The 20,862-nt window shown below is 33.1% G+C and carries 16 protein-coding genes and 3 pseudogenes; 2 read left to right on the top strand and 17 right to left on the bottom strand.

Annotation, left to right across the window (positions count from 1 at the left end; genetic code table 11):
- Nucleotides 1–525 precede the first annotated feature (525 nt).
- Together QRE67_RS13600 and QRE67_RS13605 are read right to left on the bottom strand one after the other, a co-directional pair.
- Nucleotides 526–2,457 (bottom strand): hypothetical protein, encoded by a 1,932-nt coding sequence (locus QRE67_RS13600; RefSeq protein ID WP_286120694.1) that lies wholly within the window; start codon nucleotides 2,455–2,457, stop codon nucleotides 526–528.
- Nucleotides 2,458–2,658: 201 nt separating this feature from the next.
- Complete coding sequence (locus tag QRE67_RS13605) at nucleotides 2,659–3,096, bottom strand: hypothetical protein (RefSeq protein WP_286120695.1); 438 nt, start codon at nucleotides 3,094–3,096, stop codon at nucleotides 2,659–2,661.
- A gap of 195 nt (nucleotides 3,097–3,291) precedes the next feature.
- On the opposite strand from QRE67_RS13605, the gene QRE67_RS13610 reads away from it, so the two are divergent.
- The gene (locus QRE67_RS13610; protein ID WP_286120696.1) at nucleotides 3,292–3,573 is read left to right on the top strand and encodes a TetR/AcrR family transcriptional regulator; all 282 of its coding nucleotides are present in this window, start codon (nucleotides 3,292–3,294) and stop codon (nucleotides 3,571–3,573) included.
- A 239-nt stretch (nucleotides 3,574–3,812) separates the two neighbouring features.
- Here the strand turns inward: QRE67_RS13610 and QRE67_RS13615 are convergent, their stop codons facing one another.
- The 9 genes and pseudogenes from QRE67_RS13615 to QRE67_RS13655 form a co-directional block, all read right to left on the bottom strand.
- On the bottom strand, nucleotides 3,813–4,268 hold the full coding sequence (locus tag QRE67_RS13615; protein WP_286120697.1) for a DUF3574 domain-containing protein: 456 nt from the start codon (nucleotides 4,266–4,268) through the stop codon (nucleotides 3,813–3,815).
- 241 nt (nucleotides 4,269–4,509) lie between these two features.
- Complete coding sequence (locus QRE67_RS13620; protein WP_286120698.1) at nucleotides 4,510–4,890, bottom strand: histidine phosphatase family protein; 381 nt, start codon at nucleotides 4,888–4,890, stop codon at nucleotides 4,510–4,512.
- 750 nt (nucleotides 4,891–5,640) lie between these two features.
- Nucleotides 5,641–6,855 carry a GNAT family N-acetyltransferase gene (locus QRE67_RS13625; RefSeq protein WP_286120699.1) on the bottom strand — a complete coding sequence of 405 codons (1,215 nt, stop codon included), beginning with the start codon at nucleotides 6,853–6,855 and terminating at the stop codon, nucleotides 5,641–5,643.
- Nucleotides 6,856–7,384: 529 nt separating this feature from the next.
- A complete protein-coding gene (locus QRE67_RS13630; protein WP_286120700.1) occupies nucleotides 7,385–8,017 on the bottom strand; it encodes a type 1 glutamine amidotransferase family protein in 633 nt (210 codons plus the stop codon).
- Nucleotides 8,018–8,670: 653 nt separating this feature from the next.
- Nucleotides 8,671–9,609, bottom strand: coding sequence for a DMT family transporter (locus tag QRE67_RS13635; protein WP_286120701.1), 939 nt, complete (start codon nucleotides 9,607–9,609; stop codon nucleotides 8,671–8,673).
- 100 nt (nucleotides 9,610–9,709) lie between these two features.
- Nucleotides 9,710–10,228 (bottom strand): DinB family protein, encoded by a 519-nt coding sequence (locus QRE67_RS13640; protein WP_286120702.1) that lies wholly within the window; start codon nucleotides 10,226–10,228, stop codon nucleotides 9,710–9,712.
- 67 nt (nucleotides 10,229–10,295) lie between these two features.
- Nucleotides 10,296–10,796 carry a GNAT family N-acetyltransferase gene (locus QRE67_RS13645; RefSeq protein ID WP_286120703.1) on the bottom strand — a complete coding sequence of 167 codons (501 nt, stop codon included), beginning with the start codon at nucleotides 10,794–10,796 and terminating at the stop codon, nucleotides 10,296–10,298.
- Between the two features lie 141 nt (nucleotides 10,797–10,937).
- Nucleotides 10,938–11,102 (bottom strand): annotated as a pseudogene (locus tag QRE67_RS13650) (GNAT family N-acetyltransferase); the annotation flags it as partial.
- 35 nt (nucleotides 11,103–11,137) lie between these two features.
- Nucleotides 11,138–11,839 (bottom strand): nucleotidyltransferase domain-containing protein, encoded by a 702-nt coding sequence (locus QRE67_RS13655; RefSeq protein WP_286125283.1) that lies wholly within the window; start codon nucleotides 11,837–11,839, stop codon nucleotides 11,138–11,140.
- Between the two features lie 564 nt (nucleotides 11,840–12,403).
- On the opposite strand from QRE67_RS13655, the gene QRE67_RS13660 reads away from it, so the two are divergent.
- On the top strand, nucleotides 12,404–13,231 hold the full coding sequence (locus tag QRE67_RS13660) for a peptidoglycan-N-acetylglucosamine deacetylase (protein ID WP_286120704.1): 828 nt from the start codon (nucleotides 12,404–12,406) through the stop codon (nucleotides 13,229–13,231).
- Between the two features lie 55 nt (nucleotides 13,232–13,286).
- On the opposite strand, the gene ulaA is transcribed toward QRE67_RS13660, so the two are convergent.
- The 6 genes and pseudogenes from ulaA to QRE67_RS13690 form a co-directional block, all read right to left on the bottom strand.
- Nucleotides 13,287–14,558 carry a PTS ascorbate transporter subunit IIC gene (ulaA, locus tag QRE67_RS13665; RefSeq protein ID WP_286120705.1) on the bottom strand — a complete coding sequence of 424 codons (1,272 nt, stop codon included), beginning with the start codon at nucleotides 14,556–14,558 and terminating at the stop codon, nucleotides 13,287–13,289.
- 40 nt (nucleotides 14,559–14,598) lie between these two features.
- On the bottom strand, nucleotides 14,599–14,868 hold the full coding sequence (locus QRE67_RS13670) for a PTS sugar transporter subunit IIB (RefSeq protein ID WP_286120706.1): 270 nt from the start codon (nucleotides 14,866–14,868) through the stop codon (nucleotides 14,599–14,601).
- A gap of 13 nt (nucleotides 14,869–14,881) precedes the next feature.
- The gene (locus QRE67_RS13675) at nucleotides 14,882–16,987 is read right to left on the bottom strand and encodes a BglG family transcription antiterminator (RefSeq protein WP_286120707.1); all 2,106 of its coding nucleotides are present in this window, start codon (nucleotides 16,985–16,987) and stop codon (nucleotides 14,882–14,884) included.
- 287 nt (nucleotides 16,988–17,274) lie between these two features.
- Nucleotides 17,275–17,373, bottom strand: a pseudogene (locus tag QRE67_RS13680) (LPXTG cell wall anchor domain-containing protein); the annotation flags it as partial.
- A 200-nt stretch (nucleotides 17,374–17,573) separates the two neighbouring features.
- A pseudogene (gene ltaS, locus QRE67_RS13685) lies at nucleotides 17,574–19,538 on the bottom strand (lipoteichoic acid synthase).
- Nucleotides 19,539–20,209: 671 nt separating this feature from the next.
- Complete coding sequence (locus QRE67_RS13690) at nucleotides 20,210–20,596, bottom strand: DUF3888 domain-containing protein (protein ID WP_286120708.1); 387 nt, start codon at nucleotides 20,594–20,596, stop codon at nucleotides 20,210–20,212.
- Nucleotides 20,597–20,862: the final 266 nt, after the last annotated feature.

The following is a 20,862-nucleotide window of genomic DNA, read 5'->3' on the forward strand; positions in this document are numbered from 1 at the left end:
ATTGTGATTTTAAACACAAGTAATTCATTATTAAAATATTAAACATTAAATCAAAAATTAGACTGAAGGATATTGGTTTTATCGTTATTTCGTTAGAAACCAATTCCCAGTCTAATACTTTTTTATTTTATATAGAGAATTGGAATATGCCTTAGGTCAGTCTACAACTATTTTTGCATGATTTGACTGCTCCCTATATGTAAAAAGACTGTTATGACAGCATCTTCAGTCTAAAACATTTTTTTAATCGAACAAAAATTTGTTTATAAGCATAGGAAGAACTAGGAATATCAACAATCATTAGTCTACAACTATTTTTTTAATCAAACGCCCTTCTTTCTCAAGCTCTTTTATATTGAAGATTTGAAGGTCTCTCCTTTCCCTCTTCAATCATGTTTATTTTAAGCAAATTTGCAACAGTACTGTTAGATAACTAAAGATATTTTAATCTAAATTTACGAAATATAATCAGTTTGACAAGCTAATAAACCTTTTATGCAACGTTAATGCATTTGTATTAATTAATTAATTAATTAATCTAATCATATTGTATGAAAATCTATTTCCATAAAGCTCCCTATCAGCAAGGAACTCAAAAAAATCCTCTGTCCATCCTCCTATACCTTCTGTCCCTTTATCCTCATGCAATTCACCATTAGGTTTTCTGACCCTCATTGATGTTGATCCAGACCCATCTAACAGAATATTTTCATTTTCCTTAAAACCTAACTTTTCAACATGTAGCTTCAGCCTTTCAACTGTTACAAAAGATTTTGTAATTATTAAATAAGCATAGACAGTACCGTTCTCTTCTTTATATGCTAGTATAGTTCTTCTGAGAGTATTCTTAGAATAATCATCTTTGCTATCCCCAAAATGCTTTATGTTATAACCCTTCCCCCCAATAGCGTTTATTATGACTTGATTAGAATTATGATTATGATCAGCATTATCGAGATTTTTAAAGTGATTATTTATATCATCCATGCTTTTAGCTTCTTGTATAATCTCTGCTTTAGTTTTTTGTAAATCCTTATCGTAATAAGTAACGAAAGTTGGTAGAGAACGATGTTTGTCAGGGCAACCGTTAAAATTATATCCATCAGTTAATCCATTAGTATTATAATAAGTCATTGAGCAGGTCTCATATTCATCATAATCCTTAAATGGAGACCATGATGGAGTATAGAACCCTCCATTTATTCCTATATATCTAGTTTTATTTACAGGTTTCTTAATAACTTCAGTGCGAATATTGTCAATAGGAGTCTTAATTATAGAAAACACAACTTCTTCTTCTCCTATTTTTGTGGTTTTTTCCTCTTCGAAAGAATAATTTACTGGCTCTGTCTCTTGTCGACTGATAAATCCATCCCCGACCTTGCCCTCGTCTCTCGTTTCTTCTTCAATCGTTCCATCTTTCGTTTCTTCTGGTGGATCTAAAATACTATTCCCCTCATACTTTCCTTCTTTCGCATTGGCTCCTTCCGATTCTTCCTCTTTTGGTCTTGCCTCTTCTGCTATATCTGCCTCCAACACTTTAAAATGGAGGATCTTTTTTTGTTTGCTCATAGCTTTAATCACATTTCGCCCTTCTTTAGGTACAGATGAAAAATGATTATCAAAGGCATGGGGAGGTGAACTCATAGCAATGTTTTCAGTTATTAGATAGGTTTTACCATTCCCAACACCAAGCACACCATTATCTCCTAACTCCTCCTGTTCTTCGCTAGAATATTCCTTATTCTCCACATAGATATTAAACAAATAGATATCATCATATACTTTACCATCGAATTTAAATTTAAAGGTTACACCACCCTGCTCATTCTCTTCAACAATATAATGCTCTTTCCAAAATTCTGGAATTGTTAGTGCAAATCCTAATTTTCCATTCACATATTCAATCCCCTTAGCCTGTTCTTGCTTCATGGCGTCCTTTTTTGGTTTCGCTTCTTCTGCCACGGCTCCCTCTTTCTCCAACATTTTGAAACTATCAAAAACCTCGGATATTTGACTAATCATAGTTAAGACAGTATCTTGCTCTTCTCCGGGTGGAATACTATCTCGATAAAGATGTAGAGCATCATAGTAACAGTAATAGCCTATGTCATCTTTAGTGCCAAGTTCACCCACCCATCTTAGCCCCTCGTTCCATCCATCTTCTTTCTTGGTATCGTATTTAATAGTAAACAAAGGAGGGATAGCATCATTTTTTTTACCTTCGTACATAAATATAAACCTTACAAGGCCATCCTCCTCTTCAGTTGTATACTTACCTTCCCAAGATTTTGGGAGTGTTAGAGAAAACCCTAACTTTTTATTCACATACTTAATTCCATTTTCCTGCTCTTGGTTCATTGCTGCATGAACTGTGAATGGCTGTGTAACGGGCATTATAACAAGAGAGATAAGCATCACAATGGTTAATAACAAAGAACAGATATTTTTTCTCACTGTACAATCTCCCCATAGATATATTTTCCTTTTAATCTCTTTCCATATAAATTGGTACAGATGAAAAAGAATCGTCTCATGATGTGCTATATATTTCAAATATATAAGTTTGAAAAAGTTAGTGGATTAAAATGAATGTTAATAATAATTTTTTTATTCTCTTAGACTAAGTTGTACATAATAGCACTTTAATTTGTTCATTTAATATTCATAGGCTTTGTTTGGATATTTATTAAGGTCATCAGGATCTCCTCCACCAAACTTACAGTCTTCTATTTTCCACTCTTCTCCAATCTTGCTTAACGTAATTTCAAATAAGTCATTCGTTTCGGATCGATACACACCTATTAGTCTCTCTGCTCCATAATTAGCCGCGTCAATAATATATATTTTTTCTATTGGTTTTCCTTTTGCTTTTACCTCTTTAATTATTTGTGAAAGCTCTTGTGAATCATCTTGAGGATTTTCTAAGTATTTCTTTGCACCTTTTAAATCATAATCTACAAATGCTTTTTCATAAAAATCTACTACAACTTGTTCCCCTGATTCTAGTTCTGGATTATTGTTTGAAGTGTTGTTACATCCTGTTAGCATCAAAAAAATTGTTAACAAAAATACCGCGAATTTTTTCGTTTTCATCTTCATCCATCTCCTTTCTAAATTGTCTTGGATGGTACAATAAAATGAACCGTGTGTGTTGAAATTAATCGCTGAATTTCTTTACAATACTGACTAATCTGTATATATTCGTGTCAAACCAGTACTATGATACTATAAATCGAAAATTCAGAATTGAATGAATGAAGGGGTCCGAAATTATGAAGGCATCAGGAAATGTCAGAACGAACAAATCAGAAGCTCGTCGATGCAGGAATAAAACTTATTTCAAAAAGCGGATATGGAAGTACTAGTATAGACCAAATCGTTAGACATGCTGAGGTATCAAAAGGAGCGTTTTATGCCCATTTTTCTTCTAAAGAGGAGTTTCTCATAAAAATCTTGCATGACGGGGTTCATTTCTATTTCCGTGATTTACAGGGCATTTTGGAACAGACAGTCCAAATGTTATTTAAAAAGAACCAAATACGTGCAGGAAACTACGAAAAGAATGATTAACTAATTCTAGACTAGTTTGTAATTTGGAAAAGATAAGGGGCTAGACAGTCCTGGTATAGTGTCCCAAAATCCCTTCAAATCTTCTGAAGGGATTTTTTGAGGTTTCTAGATATATTGGGTTACGATAAGTTTTATTATGTAAACCATTAAACTATGGCTAAGAATGACTCAACCACTCTATTATTCCGGCGTAATAAAGAAGCCTGAAGATACAAAATCTCCAAGCTTCTTTACAACAGTTATTCAATGAAATACATCTTCCCGTTTACTTCAAGGGACACTGATGATTGCTTCATCTCTTCCTTTAGAGATTTAGCATATGCTACCACTTCATTAACCTTCTTCTTATTCAAACTTTCCGCAAAACTATACACAATGGTAACTTTTTCCTTAATGAGCTGATTATTATCTCCTACCCAAGCCCCTGTTCCCTCAATAGCGGTAGCTCCTCCAAACATATTAGAGAATGTCTCGAGAGACTCATTAACGTACGGAGTATTATCGATAGGTTGATCTACATTATAGGTCGATGGCACGTAAATTTTTACTACATTATCAAGATGGAATTGTCCTTTTAGAGCATTCGATTCTTGAACCTTAAATGATTCTTGTTGTTCTGCAGCATACACCGTATGCCCTAAAAAAGTAACCAACATAATAGATAGAAACCAATACAAAATCGTTTTCCTTTTCAAGCTTGCCACTCCTTCTTATTTGAAATATAGTCATTCTTCTTCACTAGACGTTTTTGTCCCTCACTTAGCTTTTATAGCTATTAAAAGTAAAAAAGAAGTATATTTATAATCTGCTGGGTATTATCATCAACATAAGTGGAAAACATAGAAACAGAAAAATCTTTATTTTTCGATTCTTGTGTCATTAGAAATGGTAAGATAATTAAAACTGATAAAACTATAAAAGTATAAAATTCTCCAATTAGAATAACGAGGGTGACATAGTATTTTTCAAATGGGTTGTACTATTTGTAAATCTGATAAGACGACCTACATGAGTGTATTCAAGGAGATGAATCCCAGTATGATCAGTGTGGAACCATATATCATGAACTGTAGGTAATTGAAGAAAGCTCTCAACAATTTTTGTAATCATCCCTCCATGTGAAATAATAACAATTCGTTTATATTGTTTACTGTTTTCTTTAATGAAAGATACGATTTGTTCACCGTGTAGCCTAAATTCTAGTTTACTCTCACCATTGTTCATTTCTCGCAGTTCGTCCAAGTATTTCACTGGACAACTGACAGTATCAGCTACAACTTCGGCAGCTTGCTTGCACGCAACAATGTACTCGACCAAATAAATTCTGGAAGAAACTCTTCTGATACGTGATTAGACGTTTTTTCAACTTGTTCAAGCCCTTTACTGGTTAGTGGTAAATCCGTAGAACCTTTATATCCCTCTTCTAAAAAGTCATCTCAAGATTCTCCATGATGAATTAATAAAATTTGCATCTATTTCACCTCATCTATAATTTGATTTGCTCTTTTTTATATTAAACAGGGCGCAAAAAAATCCTCTTAAGTTTATTTTTTTAAACTATATAAATCCATTTTGATTTTTCGACATATAAGTCGCGGCTATGGATAACAACAGGTGACCTGCACTCGTTTTCTTTCTCTGTTTTCACTTGGCATGGGGCAGGAAAAGGATCTGACCGCTTCTATGCATGGCCGGATGCTCTCTCCCGCCTAAAAAGAAGGGCTTTATGTCGTTTTTTTAATTTGGATTTATATATATGTTCTATTCATGTGAGGTTTACATAACCCGACTTCTTGTTCTATCCGTTCATTTTTCTTCATAAAGGTCAATACTCTTAGAACCTGGTCCATAAAACACAAGAACGTTACCATAAGTCACTCCACAAACTGTAAAGTCATTCTAAATCAGAATTAATGAACCTTAATTTGAACAATTTTTCTAATAAAAAAATAATCTCTCCTAAGTAAAATTACGATTTTTACCTAGGAGAGATTATTTGAGCTAGTACCTTTTATCATTGTATTCCCTAACGGCTTTCCTCCATGTTAACCTTGGAGATATTTTTCATCAAAAATAATCAAAAAAGCATGGTGGTGAATCAGGAATTAAATCTTCAAGGGCTTTAATCATTTCATCATCCCCTTTAATTCTCCCAATATCTTTCAGAAATGTAGGTCGTTTATAGCTTAACAACATTGTCGTTAACGTTTGAATGGTTAAAAATACTCCTTCAGCACGATTTGTTGTTTCCTGATACGTTATACGCAATTGCTTTTCATTATTCCATTCTAAAGTAAAAATGCCTTTATTCCATTCCAGTATTGGATCATCTATATGTAAAATTAGTTTTTCGTTCTTCACTCTTTCAAATGGATATTGTTTCAAAAAACCTAAAACATCTACAATTCTTCCCATATAATAAGGCGCAATAGTTTGCTTTATCTCACTATCTTCAAGTAAAAAAGCGACTGGTTCATGAACACATGTTTTCCCTTTCACAAAATACACCATTGAAAAATGAGCGCTAATAAAATTCCATAACCCTCTTCTCGCTTCTTCATTTAAATAAATCATTTCTTCAATATAAAACTTTTCCTCAAGTACACGATAAAACAAATACCCTTCAGGAACATCTTCGTCCGTGTAGTAAACTGCTAATTGTAAGTCAATTGTTTCTTCACGAAAACGTTCTTCCCATGCAAGTGTGTTCCGAATCATTGCACCATTTGTTTTTTTTGCAAAGTCATTATAAATTTTTTCTTTCTCTTTACTTTTTAAATTCACTCTTCTTACACGACCATTAATGTCTCCACGGTACCTAGGTAACTGCGTATCTTTAATTTGATACTCAATCATATCCGAAATAATTTCCCAACCCTTTTTACGATAATAAGGAATTGAATAGGGAAATAAATAAGAAATATATTGTCCACTCTCTCGCATCGTCTTTAAACTTTCTTTCATTAATGAATTCATTAATCCATGCCCCGCATATTCTGGATATGTTCCGACTCCAGTAACTCCCCCCATCTCATAGATCACGCCATGAATATTCACTTGAAATGGAAGAACTACAATTTGTGAAATTAATTTATCCTTGTCAAACCACCCTAAAGCAGTTCCTGGTTTTAGTTGATGACTTTTCTTCTGTACCATTTTCCCTTCATCATCAATCATTTTTTTTGAAACTTGAAACACATATTTCATCAAATTTGAAAATTGATCTACTTCATTTTCCTTAATTGGTCTCATCGTTAACCCTTTATAGTATGTTGCTTTCATTTTAATAAACTCCTTCTACTTTAACACTGACTATTTAAATTCACTGTTTAGTTAGTATATACAAAATCGTTTATTATCAAGCATGGACATACTATTTATAATGGACACTAAAAAGCATGTCTATCATTCCGTTGCTGTTTTAATAAAACAACAATGTCTTCATATTTGTATAATACTGCATATCGTAATATACTCACAACCGAGTCCTTAGCAACATTTTGAACAATTTCCAACATGAAATATTCCTTCTTTCTTACAATATAAAAAGATGATCGAATCGTTTTATTGAAAGCGAGAAATAAGCTATTATACCTTGGTTTCTAAAGGGATTAAATATAATGTTACACATTATATAGAGAAAAAAAAGAAAAGGATAGATAATACAGATTTACTCTGTATTATCTATCCTTTTTGTACTACAAATGACCTCATTTACTACTACAACATATGAAATTTACTGCAATGCATTTCTGGTTAACAATTCACTTGAATTAAACTAATATAAAACTGCTCAGTTGATTTTTTCAGCTCATCTATTTATTGAATTCATTAACTGGAAGAAGTATTCAGGTTTATGAGTCTTATTTAGGTTATACCATGAATGTAATGTATCTGGTGCAAATACATCTAATTTTTTCAGTACTTCCATCGCAAATTCCAGAGGAGCTACTCCTGATGCAGTAACCAAATTCTCACCAGATACCGCAGGTCCCATCTCATAAAATTTTTCTCCTTTATAATTAGGACAGACCATTTTAATATACTCTAAGTTATTGCTTGTATGCTTTCTAAAATCTAGGTATCCCATATTCGCGAGGCCCTCAGTTGCACCACAAATCGCAGCAACAATAGTGCCAAGATTTAAAGCTTCGCCAATTTTTTTCAAGATAGGTTGATGAATATCTTCTCTCCAAGTAGTCCCTCCAGGTAAAACTAAAAGGTCTTTACTCTCAAGAGTACATTCATCAAGGGAAATATCTGGTTTTATGCTCAGTCCTCCCATCGTAGTAATAATTTCTTTATTAGCTCCTACTGTAACTACTTTTAAAGGTGCTAAATCTTTTTTGAAATATCTTCCTGAGTTTAGTTCAGCAATTAAATATCCATATTCCCAGTCTGACATTGTATTAAATACATAAAGATAAACTTTTTTTGTTTGCATCTAATAACACTCCAATCACAATTGATATAGCCTATTATAATAAAACTTCCCTGACAGATGCGTCAGGAAAAAGATCTTAACGTTGTAAATCCGCATTTTCTAACGCTACCCCTATATTGTAAAAAATTTCCGTTTTTCCTTATATTAAAGAATATATTCTTTATATATTTCGATAAGTCTTTTTTATTTAAATGATTCAAAATGTTGAGACACCCATGTTTTGTTATTTTCAGCAATATATTGTTCTGCTTGAATTAATAGTTGTACGAGTTCTTTTTTAGATAACTTCATGTATCTTGTTTTTGCATTCTTTATATTACGTTCCGTACTAATACGTCGATAATCGATAGGATTAACTTCAATAGCACTCTTTTGAATAGGCTTGTTAGCATGTAATTTTTGTTTGTACGTTACAAAAGTTTTTTCCAAAATATTCTAATTTAATTATACAAAAAATGATTGTTGCAGTAAATCTATTTTTTTGTTGTGGCAGTATATGAGGTCATATAGAGGTCTTCTAAAATAAAAAACACACCACTATCAAATAGTGATGTATCTCTTATTCATATAATGTGTAACATTGTATGAAAATAGTGTTTTTATATCTACTATGATTAAAAACACTTATTTAGTTTTACAGATTAATCATCTTTTTACGCTGGTATTTTTTCTTCTTTTTTCACGAAAACTGCAACATAACTATGTAAAATCATTCCGACAACAACAAGGCTCATTCCAACCCAAGATAAGGATGATGGCAATGGAGCAGATAATAAAATGAGTTCTCCAAGCAATGCGAATAGTACCTCACCAGACTGCGTTGCTTCAACAGTCGCTAGTTTTTGTGGGTCATCCTTTACAAGATCAGTCGCAAAGAAAAATAACACTGTAGCAATTAAACCGGAACTAATCGCTACAATAAAACATTGAAAAACCTGATCACTTGATGGTAATCCGGCCGTAACAGCCCCGTACCCAGATAACAGAAACCAAAATGGTAAACTTGCTAATGTCATACCTAGAACTCGTTGGAAAACATCCAATTCTCCCTTACAAACCTGCATCATTTTTCGATTACCAAGTGGATAAGCAAATGCTGCAACTATAACTGGAAGGACACATAAAACGGTTTCACGAATTCCTAAAGAAGAAGCGTGTTCCACTTGCATGAGAACAACACCCATTAAAATAACACCAGACATCATCAATTCTTTGACTGGGATTTTTTTATGAAGAGAATCGTTTGCAAATAATGGTGTTAATAGAATACCTGCAATAATCGTAATTTGCCATGTTGAGGCAACGAGCCATCCTGGACCGAATGATCCCGCGAAGCTTAAGGGTGCATAAAAGAGCCCGAATCCAATAATACTCCATAACAACCATTCTTTTGGATTTGTTTTCATATATTGAAAGAGTTGTTTTAAATTTCCCCTATACATGACAATGATAAGGAGTAAGGGAACCATAAAAAAGTATCGTAACGAAGCACTCCATATCCAGCTTCCCCCTTGTAAATCCATCGCTCGATTGAAAATAAATGTAAAGGCAAAGAAAAAAGATGCCAATACACCTGCTGCAATTGCTTTCATCCTAAAACCCCTTATTCTATTTTTCTTTTACTATATAACAAAATATATTTAAGTTGAAAATAACTCTTAATTTTCAAACATTTTTTTGGCATATAATTAATTACCTTACTTTTTCATATTGATACAATTTTCGTAGTCGACCAATGTGTGCCTGATGATATCGATTATGATCGGCAATATGCCATATTCCCCATCTAATCGTAGCAGTTTCGCCTTTTTCATAAAACACTTCACGCTGTAAGTCTTCTTCCTTTAAATTCATACATTCCTTGTAAAACATGCTTTGGACTTCTTGATAATTTTGCATAAGTTGTTCCAAAGAATAGTTTGCGACTTGAGGTAATTCCCTGTTTTCATCTAGCATAGGACCATACGTTTCCTGTAACTTCGATGGAAGTGGCTCATTTTTCAAACGATACACCCAATACAAATCAACAATCGCTAAGTGTCGCAAAAGTTGACCAATGCTATTCTCATCTCCGCTTGGACCTTTATACACTAATTCTTCTAATCCTACATCATAAACTAAGTCTACTAATCTGTTGAATGTATCTCTTACAGTAGCGTATAAAATTGCGACTTGAGGATTCATTCCTTGTTCCAAATATAAATCTTTCATTGTAATTCCTCCTTTCAGGTAAAGCTTTTTTGTTTTAAACATTGTATGCCCCTTCTTAAATATTCTTTTAAAGAAACAACACCATATGCTCTTCATCACGATATTCGTTATTTATTTTTAATGCTCTTTTTTCTAGTCCATACGTTGTAAATCCAATAGATTTATAAAGCCCTTTAGCAGATTCATTGTTAGAAACAACGCCTAAACAAAGTTGTTCTATGTGTAATTCTTTCGCTTTTTCTATTACTGCTTGTAATAAATCTCGTGCATACCCATTCCCTCTACTATGGGCATCAACATACATCGCCACAATATGCCCTTTATGCTTAAAGGCTAACTTTTGTTCGGTTAATAGTGTTACCACACCAAGTAATGTATCACTTTCATTAAATACTCCAAATGTATAGCTAGTATGTGATTGTAAATTTTGAGTTACTTGTTCAATTGGGTTTTCTTTTTTTAGCGCTTCTTCATAGGTTGTAACGAACGCTTCTGGATTGATTTGTAATGCTTGCAATCGTAAGTCCCAATATTTTGCTGCATCACATTCAGATAAAATTCGTATCATTTTCTATATCTCCCCCATCATAAACTTACCTATCATCAGATTCAAAAAGAGAATATTTTCTTTTAACGCCTTTTTGTTTACATAATATTTTTATAGTTCACAAAAGATATTCAATGCCCGTTGTTCATAACCATTTGTTCAATTCATACACATTTCAATCCATTTTCTTGTATCCTCACGTGTAAATGGTGGATATTGATCAGGTACGACTAAGTGTTTTGTGACTTCTCTATCTAATGACCATTGATATCGATCTTCTGTATCATGTAATGACAGTTCTCTTAATTGAACAATTGATACATCCATTTTTTCTATCCCCTTTTATTTAAACTTCCACTCTATTATTTCCCAATCGAAAAACCTTCAAATAATCTGCCTCCATACATCTCTAGCACTCTTTCAACAAATATGATAAGTTCTTCTTTTTCACCTGTTTTATAAAAGTGGTCAAAGGCTCTAACAAAATCCGCCGCAAACTCTTCATCATATTTTTTCAAAGTCTTAAAAAACCACTTGGAATGTCCTACCCATTGACCATTTACTCGAAGTACAAATTCATGCAAAAGATTTGCTAGATGATTTGCAATAAATAATTCCTCTTCCCTTTTTGTTGCTCCAATAAAGTCATCTAACATATCTGTAATAAAATATCGTTTCTGCTTGATTACTTCTTCAATCCAACGTTCAGGTCCTTTATCTAATAATTGCTGTGCTTCTTTTTTTAAATCCGTTACAATTTTCTCAGTATCTTTTAATACAATTCCTTCGACAACAAGTTGTGGTAAAGAAGGTCTTCCACGTTCACAATCACTTTTAAAAAAATCTTTATACGATGTAAAGTTATGTACAAATACTTCTACTGGCCATCCATAAGCTAAAAAGGATTCGCGGTAACAAGAAGTGAGACTATGACCAAATATAACAATATCAAGATCAGATGTTTTTGTATCCTCACCTCTTGCAACACTTCCACCTAAAAGAGCCACATCACAATTTGGAAATTGTGATGTAACGATTTTCTTTGCTGCTTCCAGTCCATTCATCACTTCTTCTACATTCATATCCTTGCTCCTTTGTTATTTAGTACAGACCTATCCCCCATTACTTTAACAAAACTTATCGGCTATACATAACATCTTCTTATTTTTCATGAGTATTTACGATATATTCGACATTATTTCTTGTTTTCCTAGTTTTTTATTCTTTTCAATACGGTATGTGAAATTTAATATAGAATTGAACAAAGCTAAAATATCATTTTTTATTATTTTGTAAAACCTACAACTTATCAGATTTTAAAGCCCAGTGTAATTTATCACACCTTCTTTCCTTTATCTAGCTATTTTACGGGCAGTGATACCCTCACTGATAAAAGTTTTACTTTATTGAATGTTAACACTCTCCAAGTGTTAACATTCCCCTTTATTTATTCATTTCTCTACACCGCTTTTTGAACCTGCAATATAAAAAAGATTGTTCTTGTATAAATGAAAAAATCTTGCATAGGTATTTACAATCTTTTTTTACTTTTAAAAATCTTCTTTGCAATTACCTACATAAAATTGCTAAAATAGTAGAGTATAATGATTATAGAGAGAAGGAAAATTATGCACAATGGAATCCGAATGACAACCTTATTAAAAAGGGCAATGTTGATTTGCGTCGGGGTATTATTTTTATACGAAGCAATTTATGGTTCAACTAACATTGTTCATGCGAGTACAGAAGATGAAACAAAGTCTGTTCAACTTGTAAGTGAATTTCAAACTGCACTTACTCCAAAAGAAGCACCAAAACAATATAACGGGCAAGTTAGAAAAGTTGCCTACCTAACATTTGATGATGGTCCAGGAAAATATACTGCTGAACTTCTTGAAATGTTAAAAAAAGAAGATGCAAAAGCTACATTCTTCTTAGTTGGTGCAAATGTAAAGGCATTTCCAGACCTAGTAAAACGCGAATTAGCTGAAGGTCATTACGTTGGAATGCATAGTATGACGCATAATTACAAAAAGCTGTATACACAAGGTGATTATGTAAATGAAATGAAAGAAGATCAAAGCTTAATTGCTGGCATTATCGGAAAATCACCGACATTAACACGACCACCATATGGCTCAATGCCAGGATTAAATGAAGCCCTTCGCAACAAAGTTGCAGAAGGTGGTTTTAAAGTATGGGACTGGACAATTGATTCTTTAGACTGGAAATATAACAAAATGCCAGTAGATGCTGCATCTGCTAAAATTGCAGAAAATATTCTTGCTAGTGCGGTGAACCCTACGGAAGTCGTTTTAATGCATGATATTCATCCGCAATCAGTAAAAGCTGTGCCTGCAATTATTAAAGGCCTAAAAGAAAAAGGTTATGAATTGGAAAGTTATCAGGAAAATGAACATTTCCCATTAAACTTTTGGCACGATAAACGTATGTAATAAAAAACACTTGATTTCCTCTTAAGGGAATCAAGTGTTTTTTATTTTTATATCATTAGAAGATAGAACTTAATAATTTTGCAATTTGACTGATTAATATACCAACTACAGCAAAATCAGAATCTCCAAATGTGGTATTTTCAAATCCTAATCCGCCGAGTACGGGTAATAATAAAGCTGGTAGAAATGAAATTAATAATCCATTCACAAATGCTCCTAGCACAGCCCCTCTCCTTCCACCTGTTGCATTCCCAAATACACCTGCTGTTGCTCCTGTAAAGAAATGTGGGATTAGACCTGGTACAATCACGCTCAATCCGATAACTGGAAGGAGAAACATCGAAAGTAACCCCGCAATAAAACTGGTTAAAAATCCAATAATTACTGCATTTGGTGCAAACGGAAAGATTGTCGGACAATCAAGTGCTGGTTTTGCATTCGGTACAAGTTTATCTGCAATTCCTTTAAAAGCCGGTACAATTTCAGCAATTAGCATACGCACGCCAGCTAAAATAATATAAACACCTGCTGCAAATGTGATTGCCTGCATAAAGGAATACACAAGATAGTTTTGTCCATTACTTAATTCCGTCTCAATAAATCCTTTACCTGCAAATGGTGCAACGATAAAGAATAAAATGGACATTGTTAAAGACATAGAAACCGATGTATCACGTAAAAAACCTAGGGATTTTGGTACTTGAATTTGTTCTGTTGACTTCTCTTTATTTCCGAACTTACTTCCAACAAAGCCAGCTGCTAAATAACCAACAGATCCGAAATGACCAATTGCAATGTCATCCATTCCTGTGATTTTTCTTACATACGGCTGTAGTAATGCTGGAAAGATCACCATAAGAGACCCTAATACAAGTGAACCGATTAAAACAAGAGAAAATCCTTTCATCCCAGCTGTTGAAAATACTGCTGAAATTAAACATGCCATAAAAAGCGTATGATGCCCCGTTAAAAACACATATTTAAGCTTCGTAAATCGAGCAATGATTAGATTAATAATCATCCCAAATACCATAATAAATGCTGTTTCTTTTCCTAATGTTTGCTGTGCAATGGCAACAACTGCTTCATTATTTGGAATAATCCCTTTAATATGAAACGCTTTGTCAAACATTTTTCCAAAAACATCTAATGCTCCAATTAGGATCGTGGCTCCGCCTCCTAATACGACGAAGCCCATAATTGTCTTTAATGTTCCTGAAACAGTATCAGCAAAACTTTTCTTTTGTAAGAGCAAACCACACATCGCAAATATTCCAACGAGTATTGCTGGTTGCCCTAAAATATCTTTCATGATTACTTCAAACATAGCACTGCTCCCCCTTCAGCTTTTCATCGCTGCTTTGTTCTTACATAAGATGTTTTTGCAATGCTTCTTTAATTTCATTTTGATCTAAAATATTTGTTAAGCCAGCCACCGTGCGAACACCATCTTCAAGGTTACAAATGATGTCCTTTGCGCCTAAATATAAATCTGCCTGTTCTGATTTACTCGAAGCTAAATCCGTATGAGAAACCTCCGCTTCTAAACCTAGCTCACCTAAAATCTTTTTCACATTCATTTCCACAATAAAGCTACTTCCTAAACCATTTCCACAAACAACTAATACTTTTTTCATTTTTATTTCCCCCTTAATTGGAATATTGATTTATCATTTCTAGCATTTTTTCTTTTGAATTTGAATGAATTAGCATTTCTATATTCTCTGTTTGAGATAGCATATCGCTTAATTGTGCTAAAGCCTTTAAATGTGTTTCATTATCAATAGCCGCAAGAACAATAACGAGATTAACCGAGTGTTCTTGTTTCTCTGAAAATAAAACCCCTTCTTTTAATTGCAATAAACTCATGCCAAGTTTTTTCACTCCTGTTTCCGGACGAGCATGTGGGATTGCAATTTTAGGTGCAATAACAATGTAAGGTCCTAACTCTATTACAATTTCGATCATCGCCTGAATATACTTTTCTGAGATACATCCTTTTTTTAATAATGGTTCAGATGCAACAGTAATTGCCTCTTCCCAAGAATCTACTCGATCCTGAAATTGAATATGGTCTTCGACTAGTAGTTCGTTTAACATAGGCTTGTATTTCTCCTCCTTGCTTATGTGTACTGGGCCACTTATATATTCTCTTAACTCTTGTTTTAGAGAATGTTCATCTATAATGTGTGAATGCTTTTTAATGATTTGCATGAGTGTATCAACTGAATCTTTTTGATCCTCACCATATAAAACTGCATTCACCTTGCGAAGTAAAGATGCTTTTTCAGAGTCTGTCAATATAGGATTGACCATAAAAATTGGTTTTGTGCTTTTTTCTAATTCTGTTGTTGTAATAATGCAGTCAACTTCAAAAGAATTCGATTCATACTCCCGCTTTGATACCGCTTTTAAAATATCAATACTTGAAAAGAGTTGTTCTAATTGATATTGAAGCATTCTTGATGTACCAATTCCATTTGGACAAACGAGCAATGCCGTTTTTCTAGGATTGGGAACGATTCCTTCTTTCCTCATCCAAGCACCAAAATGCATCGTAATATAAGCAATTTCATCTTCTGAAATTTGTTTCCCCACATACTCTTCGAAATGACAAACAACTTTCTTTGTTAGTACATACACTTCTTCATATGTTTGCTGAATGATCTGCAATAACGGGTTCTCTATTTCAATACCATATCTCACTCGATAGAACGCTGGTTTCATGTGCAAATATAAATCTGAGGTTAATCCTATTAAATCGGTAAACATCACACAGGCATAATATTGAAAATCCTTTATCATGTAATCTACAATCTTTCGAATACCTGTTGGATCATGTACTTCATAATCGTGCTGCTGAGCATTTACTTTTGCACCTAACAAATGAGTCGTAATATAGTAAATTTCATCCTTGGGAAGCTTTACATTCAATACTGTTTCAAACTGTTTTCCAATGTATTTAGCAGCTTCGAAATGTTTTATGTTTTGAAGAACATCTTTTTCTACATCATCCATTTCAACACATTGGCCTTTTGCAATTCGATTTCGAAACAAGTACATGTAAACGCTTAAATTTTCAAGTACCTCATCCGTATATTGAACACCAAGAAACACTTCACATTCAGAAAGGATTTTGCTAATAAGCAAAATTTCCTCTTGCTCTTCTCCTTCCTTGTTGATTTCCTCACGATTCACAATTCGTTTTACTTGTGACATTAAATGCTCCCATCCGTGCTTAGCGATAAGCTGTGAAAGATAAAAAGTTAAAAGATTGCGTTTTCCTTGCTCCGTTCCCTCAATGAAATAACCATGTTTACGATCAAATTGTATAGACAGCTCAAATTTCATAAGTTCTTGTTTTAATTTTTTTAAATCAGCCAGTGTTGTATTACGACTTACTTGTACTGCATCCATTAAGTCTTCCAACAAAAGCCGTTTTTCTCTCGTTAATAAATGGAGAGCCAGCCATAATTTTCGCTCATGAGGTGAATATTCATATTGAAAAGCTGTAAAACCATGCCACTTTTCAATAACCTCTTGTTTTGTATCATCATCTAAACAATATCCTAAAGATCGAATATTTTGGATTGGTTGTAATTGTTCTGCAATTAGCCAATCGTCTACTTTTTTGACATCATAATAAATCGTTCGTTTTGACACTTGTAAAACTTCTGTTAACTGTTCTACAGAAATATAAGTATCAGCTTGAATTACTTGCTGTAAAATTGCAGTACTGCGATGATCTAGCATCATATATGACTACACCCTTTCTATACTTGTTTCCTTATTATACTGCAAGTATAGATACTAACTTTGCAAAATTAAATTGTTTGAATCACTTTCTACTTTTATAGTATCTTTTATTTCTCATAAAATTAAGTCCAAATTATCGTTTATACATTGTGCAATGATTGTACTCTTTAAATAATTTTTTTATCTTATACTAATACAGTATGTGAAATTTTAATATATCCTCATAAGCTCTATCATTACTAACCTTTATGCAAAAAACCTCTCGCTTTTATACGAGAGGTTTTTTGTTACATTTTAAATTTTAAACGAATTGCTAATAAAACTAAGACACCACCGAGTAGCGGAAGCCAATTTGTAGAATGGCCGGTTGCTGGTAATTCATTGTTTGGTTTAGTATCTTTCGATTGATCCGTTTTACCTGGATCTACTGGATCTGTCGGTTAATGTCTCTCTTATACAAACTATAACCTTATTTCCAAATAGACATCTGCACTTATAGTTTCTTTATAAAAAAACACCCTCATAAAGGATAATTTACCTCATGAGGGTGTAACATAATATTTATCTAAAAGCTTAACATACACCTTTAACCTTCTTGTGTCGTTTTCACTTTCGTTTTATTTTTATCACGGTGATTGTAATTATATTTTGAACGATCTACCGGTTCAAACCCTTCTGGTGTGTAGAAACGTAATAAATCTCCATTTACTACTTGATCAGAAAATTGGAGTTTTTGTTGTACCATTTGTTCGTTTTGTTTTATCTCATCTGTTTTTTCAACTGCATTACCTGTGTTTGTATCGTAATATTTCCCGTTAATTGCAGTAACAGTTGGGCTTACATAGTTTCCGTTACGGAATGCAACAACTTGCTTATGCTCTGGTGATAATAGATCTGTACCAAATTGAATATAATTTTTTGTATCCGTACCAAGTAAATGTAACAGCGTTGGAAGTACATCAATTTCTCCACCATATTGATGTTGCACGCCTCCTTGTACACCAGGAACACGAACAATTAACGGTACACGTTGTAATTGTGCATTTTCAAATGAGTTAATTTCTTTTCCCATTACTTGTGACATCGCCGCATTATGGTTATCCGAAATGCCATAATGATCACCATACATAACAATAATTGAATTGTCGTATAAACCAGATTGCTTTAAGTAATCAATAAAACCTTTAACGGATTCATCTAAATAACGTGCCGTTTGGAAATACGTATCTACAGATGAATCACCTGTTTTAGCTGGTTCAATCGTAGCTTCCTGCTTATCAATCGGATAAGGGAAGTGATTCGACAATGTAATAAATTTCGTATAAAACGGCTGCTTTAACGTTTGTAACAATGGAATCGATTCATTAAAGAATGGTTTATCTTTCAAACCATAATTTACAACATCATGGTCATTCATATCATAGTACGTTGCATCAAAGAATTTATTAAATCCAAAAGATTTATAAACATCATCACGGTTCCAAAATGTTTTATAGTTACCATGGAATACTGCAGATGTGTATCCTTGTTGACCTAAAATAGCCGGTGCAGCTTGATACGTATTATGAGATTTTGTTGTAAATACAGATCCTTGAGGTAATCCAAATATAGAGTTCTCTAACATAAACTCTGCATCAGATGTTTTACCTTGTCCTGTTTGATGAAAGAAATTATCAAAGTACAATGTATTTGCATCTTTCGTAAATGAATTTAAAAATGGCGTCACTTCTTGCCCGTTTAATTTGTAATTAATCAGGAAGTTTTGGAACGATTCTAAGTGAATATAGATAACGTTCATCCCTTTTCCTTTTCCAAAGTAATCTTGGTTAGGACTTGCATAGTTCGATGTAATATAGTTTCGTACACCTGTCATACTATCTCCATCAGCTAATGCTCGTTCCGTAGATGCTTTCATACTTTGGATTCCATCATAGATTGTATAGTTATATGCACCTAAATATTTCACAATATAATTTCGATCAAATGTTCTTGTTAATAATTCAGGACGATCAGATTCTGCTAAACCTAAGTTGACACTGAAGATTAAAATCGCAGCTATAAACACCAGAGAAAGTTTATGCTTTGCTACACGAATTGGTGCTGGGTTTGCGAATTTTGTTATCACTAACACAGTTAGAATGATTGTATCTAAGAAATATAACGAATCATATACATGTATTAATGCAAGAATACTTCCACCTAAGTCCCCAAAGTTACTTGTTTGGGTCAATGTTGGGAACGTAATAAAATCGCTGAAAAAGCGATAATACACAACATTTGCGTATAATAAACAGGTCATCAACAAGTTAATAATAATTAACCAAATGTAAGATCTTCTACCTTTCGCAAATAACGCTAACCCTAAAAATAACACTGCAGAACTTAACGGATTTATAAACAATAAGAATTTTTGCATAGTGTTGGCGATACCTAAGTTAAACTCTGTCACATAGGCCGCATACGTTTTTAACTAAAATAGAACAACCGCAAAAACGAAGAAAGCAAAATGATTGCTTAACATACGCTGGCTCTTCATTAATAATTTTTTCATCTCTCCACCTCTTTTAATCATCCAAAGCTTATTCATTATAAGTCTATCTTTTTTTATTTTTATACAATTACAACTTTCTCCTTACAAACCTCTCTCTTTTCATCTCATGAAGAACATTAGTAATTATACGTTCAGACGTTTATTTATTCAACAATTTTCTTACCACACATTTTTACTTATTTATATATATAATCAAATACATTTGTAACATTCTTTCCCTGTGCTTATTTTAAATTTGTAAAAAAATGCTGCCCGTGTAGCAGGACAAAACTACTATAAACCTTTGTACTCTATTCCGCAAACAATCTTATTTCCAAAATTACCAATTTGATTTGATACTACTAATTTATTCATATTAATAAGTGCCCTTAATTGTTGACTTTTTGTTATTCCTAATATTTCTATACGTTTAGTAATACCTGTATTATTTAATAAAAATAATAGGATACTTCTTATTGCTGTTCATAGGGACCAGGCAGCAATCAAATTGATACTAATAACCTTGATAAACGAATAAAAAGAAAAAGCGTGTGTTTTGAAAAAAGATTGATCAAAACACACGCTTAACATATTCAATTGGATTATACTTTTATAAAAAAGTTTGATCATTTTTTGTAGTTCTTGTTCAACTAACGCACCCGTTAGTTGAAATAAATTTAAATGTAGAAATTCTATCGTTCATACATTTCTTTTATGGAAACTCCATCTAACATAACATCAAAAGTAATTATTACAGGACCTTCTGGTGGATTATGAGGACCTGTATATGTATCATATTTTACTTTCACGTTAAAATGATATTGATCCGCCCCACTAGTTAATCGTTTAACTTCTAGTATTTCGGCATTCCACAATCCATAACTTCGATCAGGAAATTTTTCTTTAATGGCTTTAGATGCATAAGGATTTAATAATACCAAAAATGCATCATAAAAAGAAGTATGAAAATGAACCTTATCTTCTTGTTTTTCTGTACTATTTTCGGCTTTAACTTGAAACGTTCCAATAAAACCAATAAGGCAAATAATTAAAAATAGACTAACTAACAAATGCTTCATTTCCACTATCTCCTATTTTCCAATAGCTTGTGCACATTTAAGGGTACCAATGTATTAATTCAACTAACTTGTCCCTTTAGTGCAATAAGAAAAGCAAAATTTTTTATAAATTATCAAACTTTATTTAATGTCTACACCATCCAACACATGGGATAAAATGAACCTTTGATCAGTGAGAGGGTTTTCATCCCCCACCTAACTTTTTAGCTTCCTGCTGAACTTTGAGGTGGAGGCATTACTGCCCGCCGCAAATAGCGGAATAAATC

Origin of the sequence: Bacillus sp. DX3.1 (assembly GCF_030292155.1) — a bacterium.
Taxonomy (GTDB): Bacteria; Bacillota; Bacilli; order Bacillales; family Bacillaceae_G; genus Bacillus_A.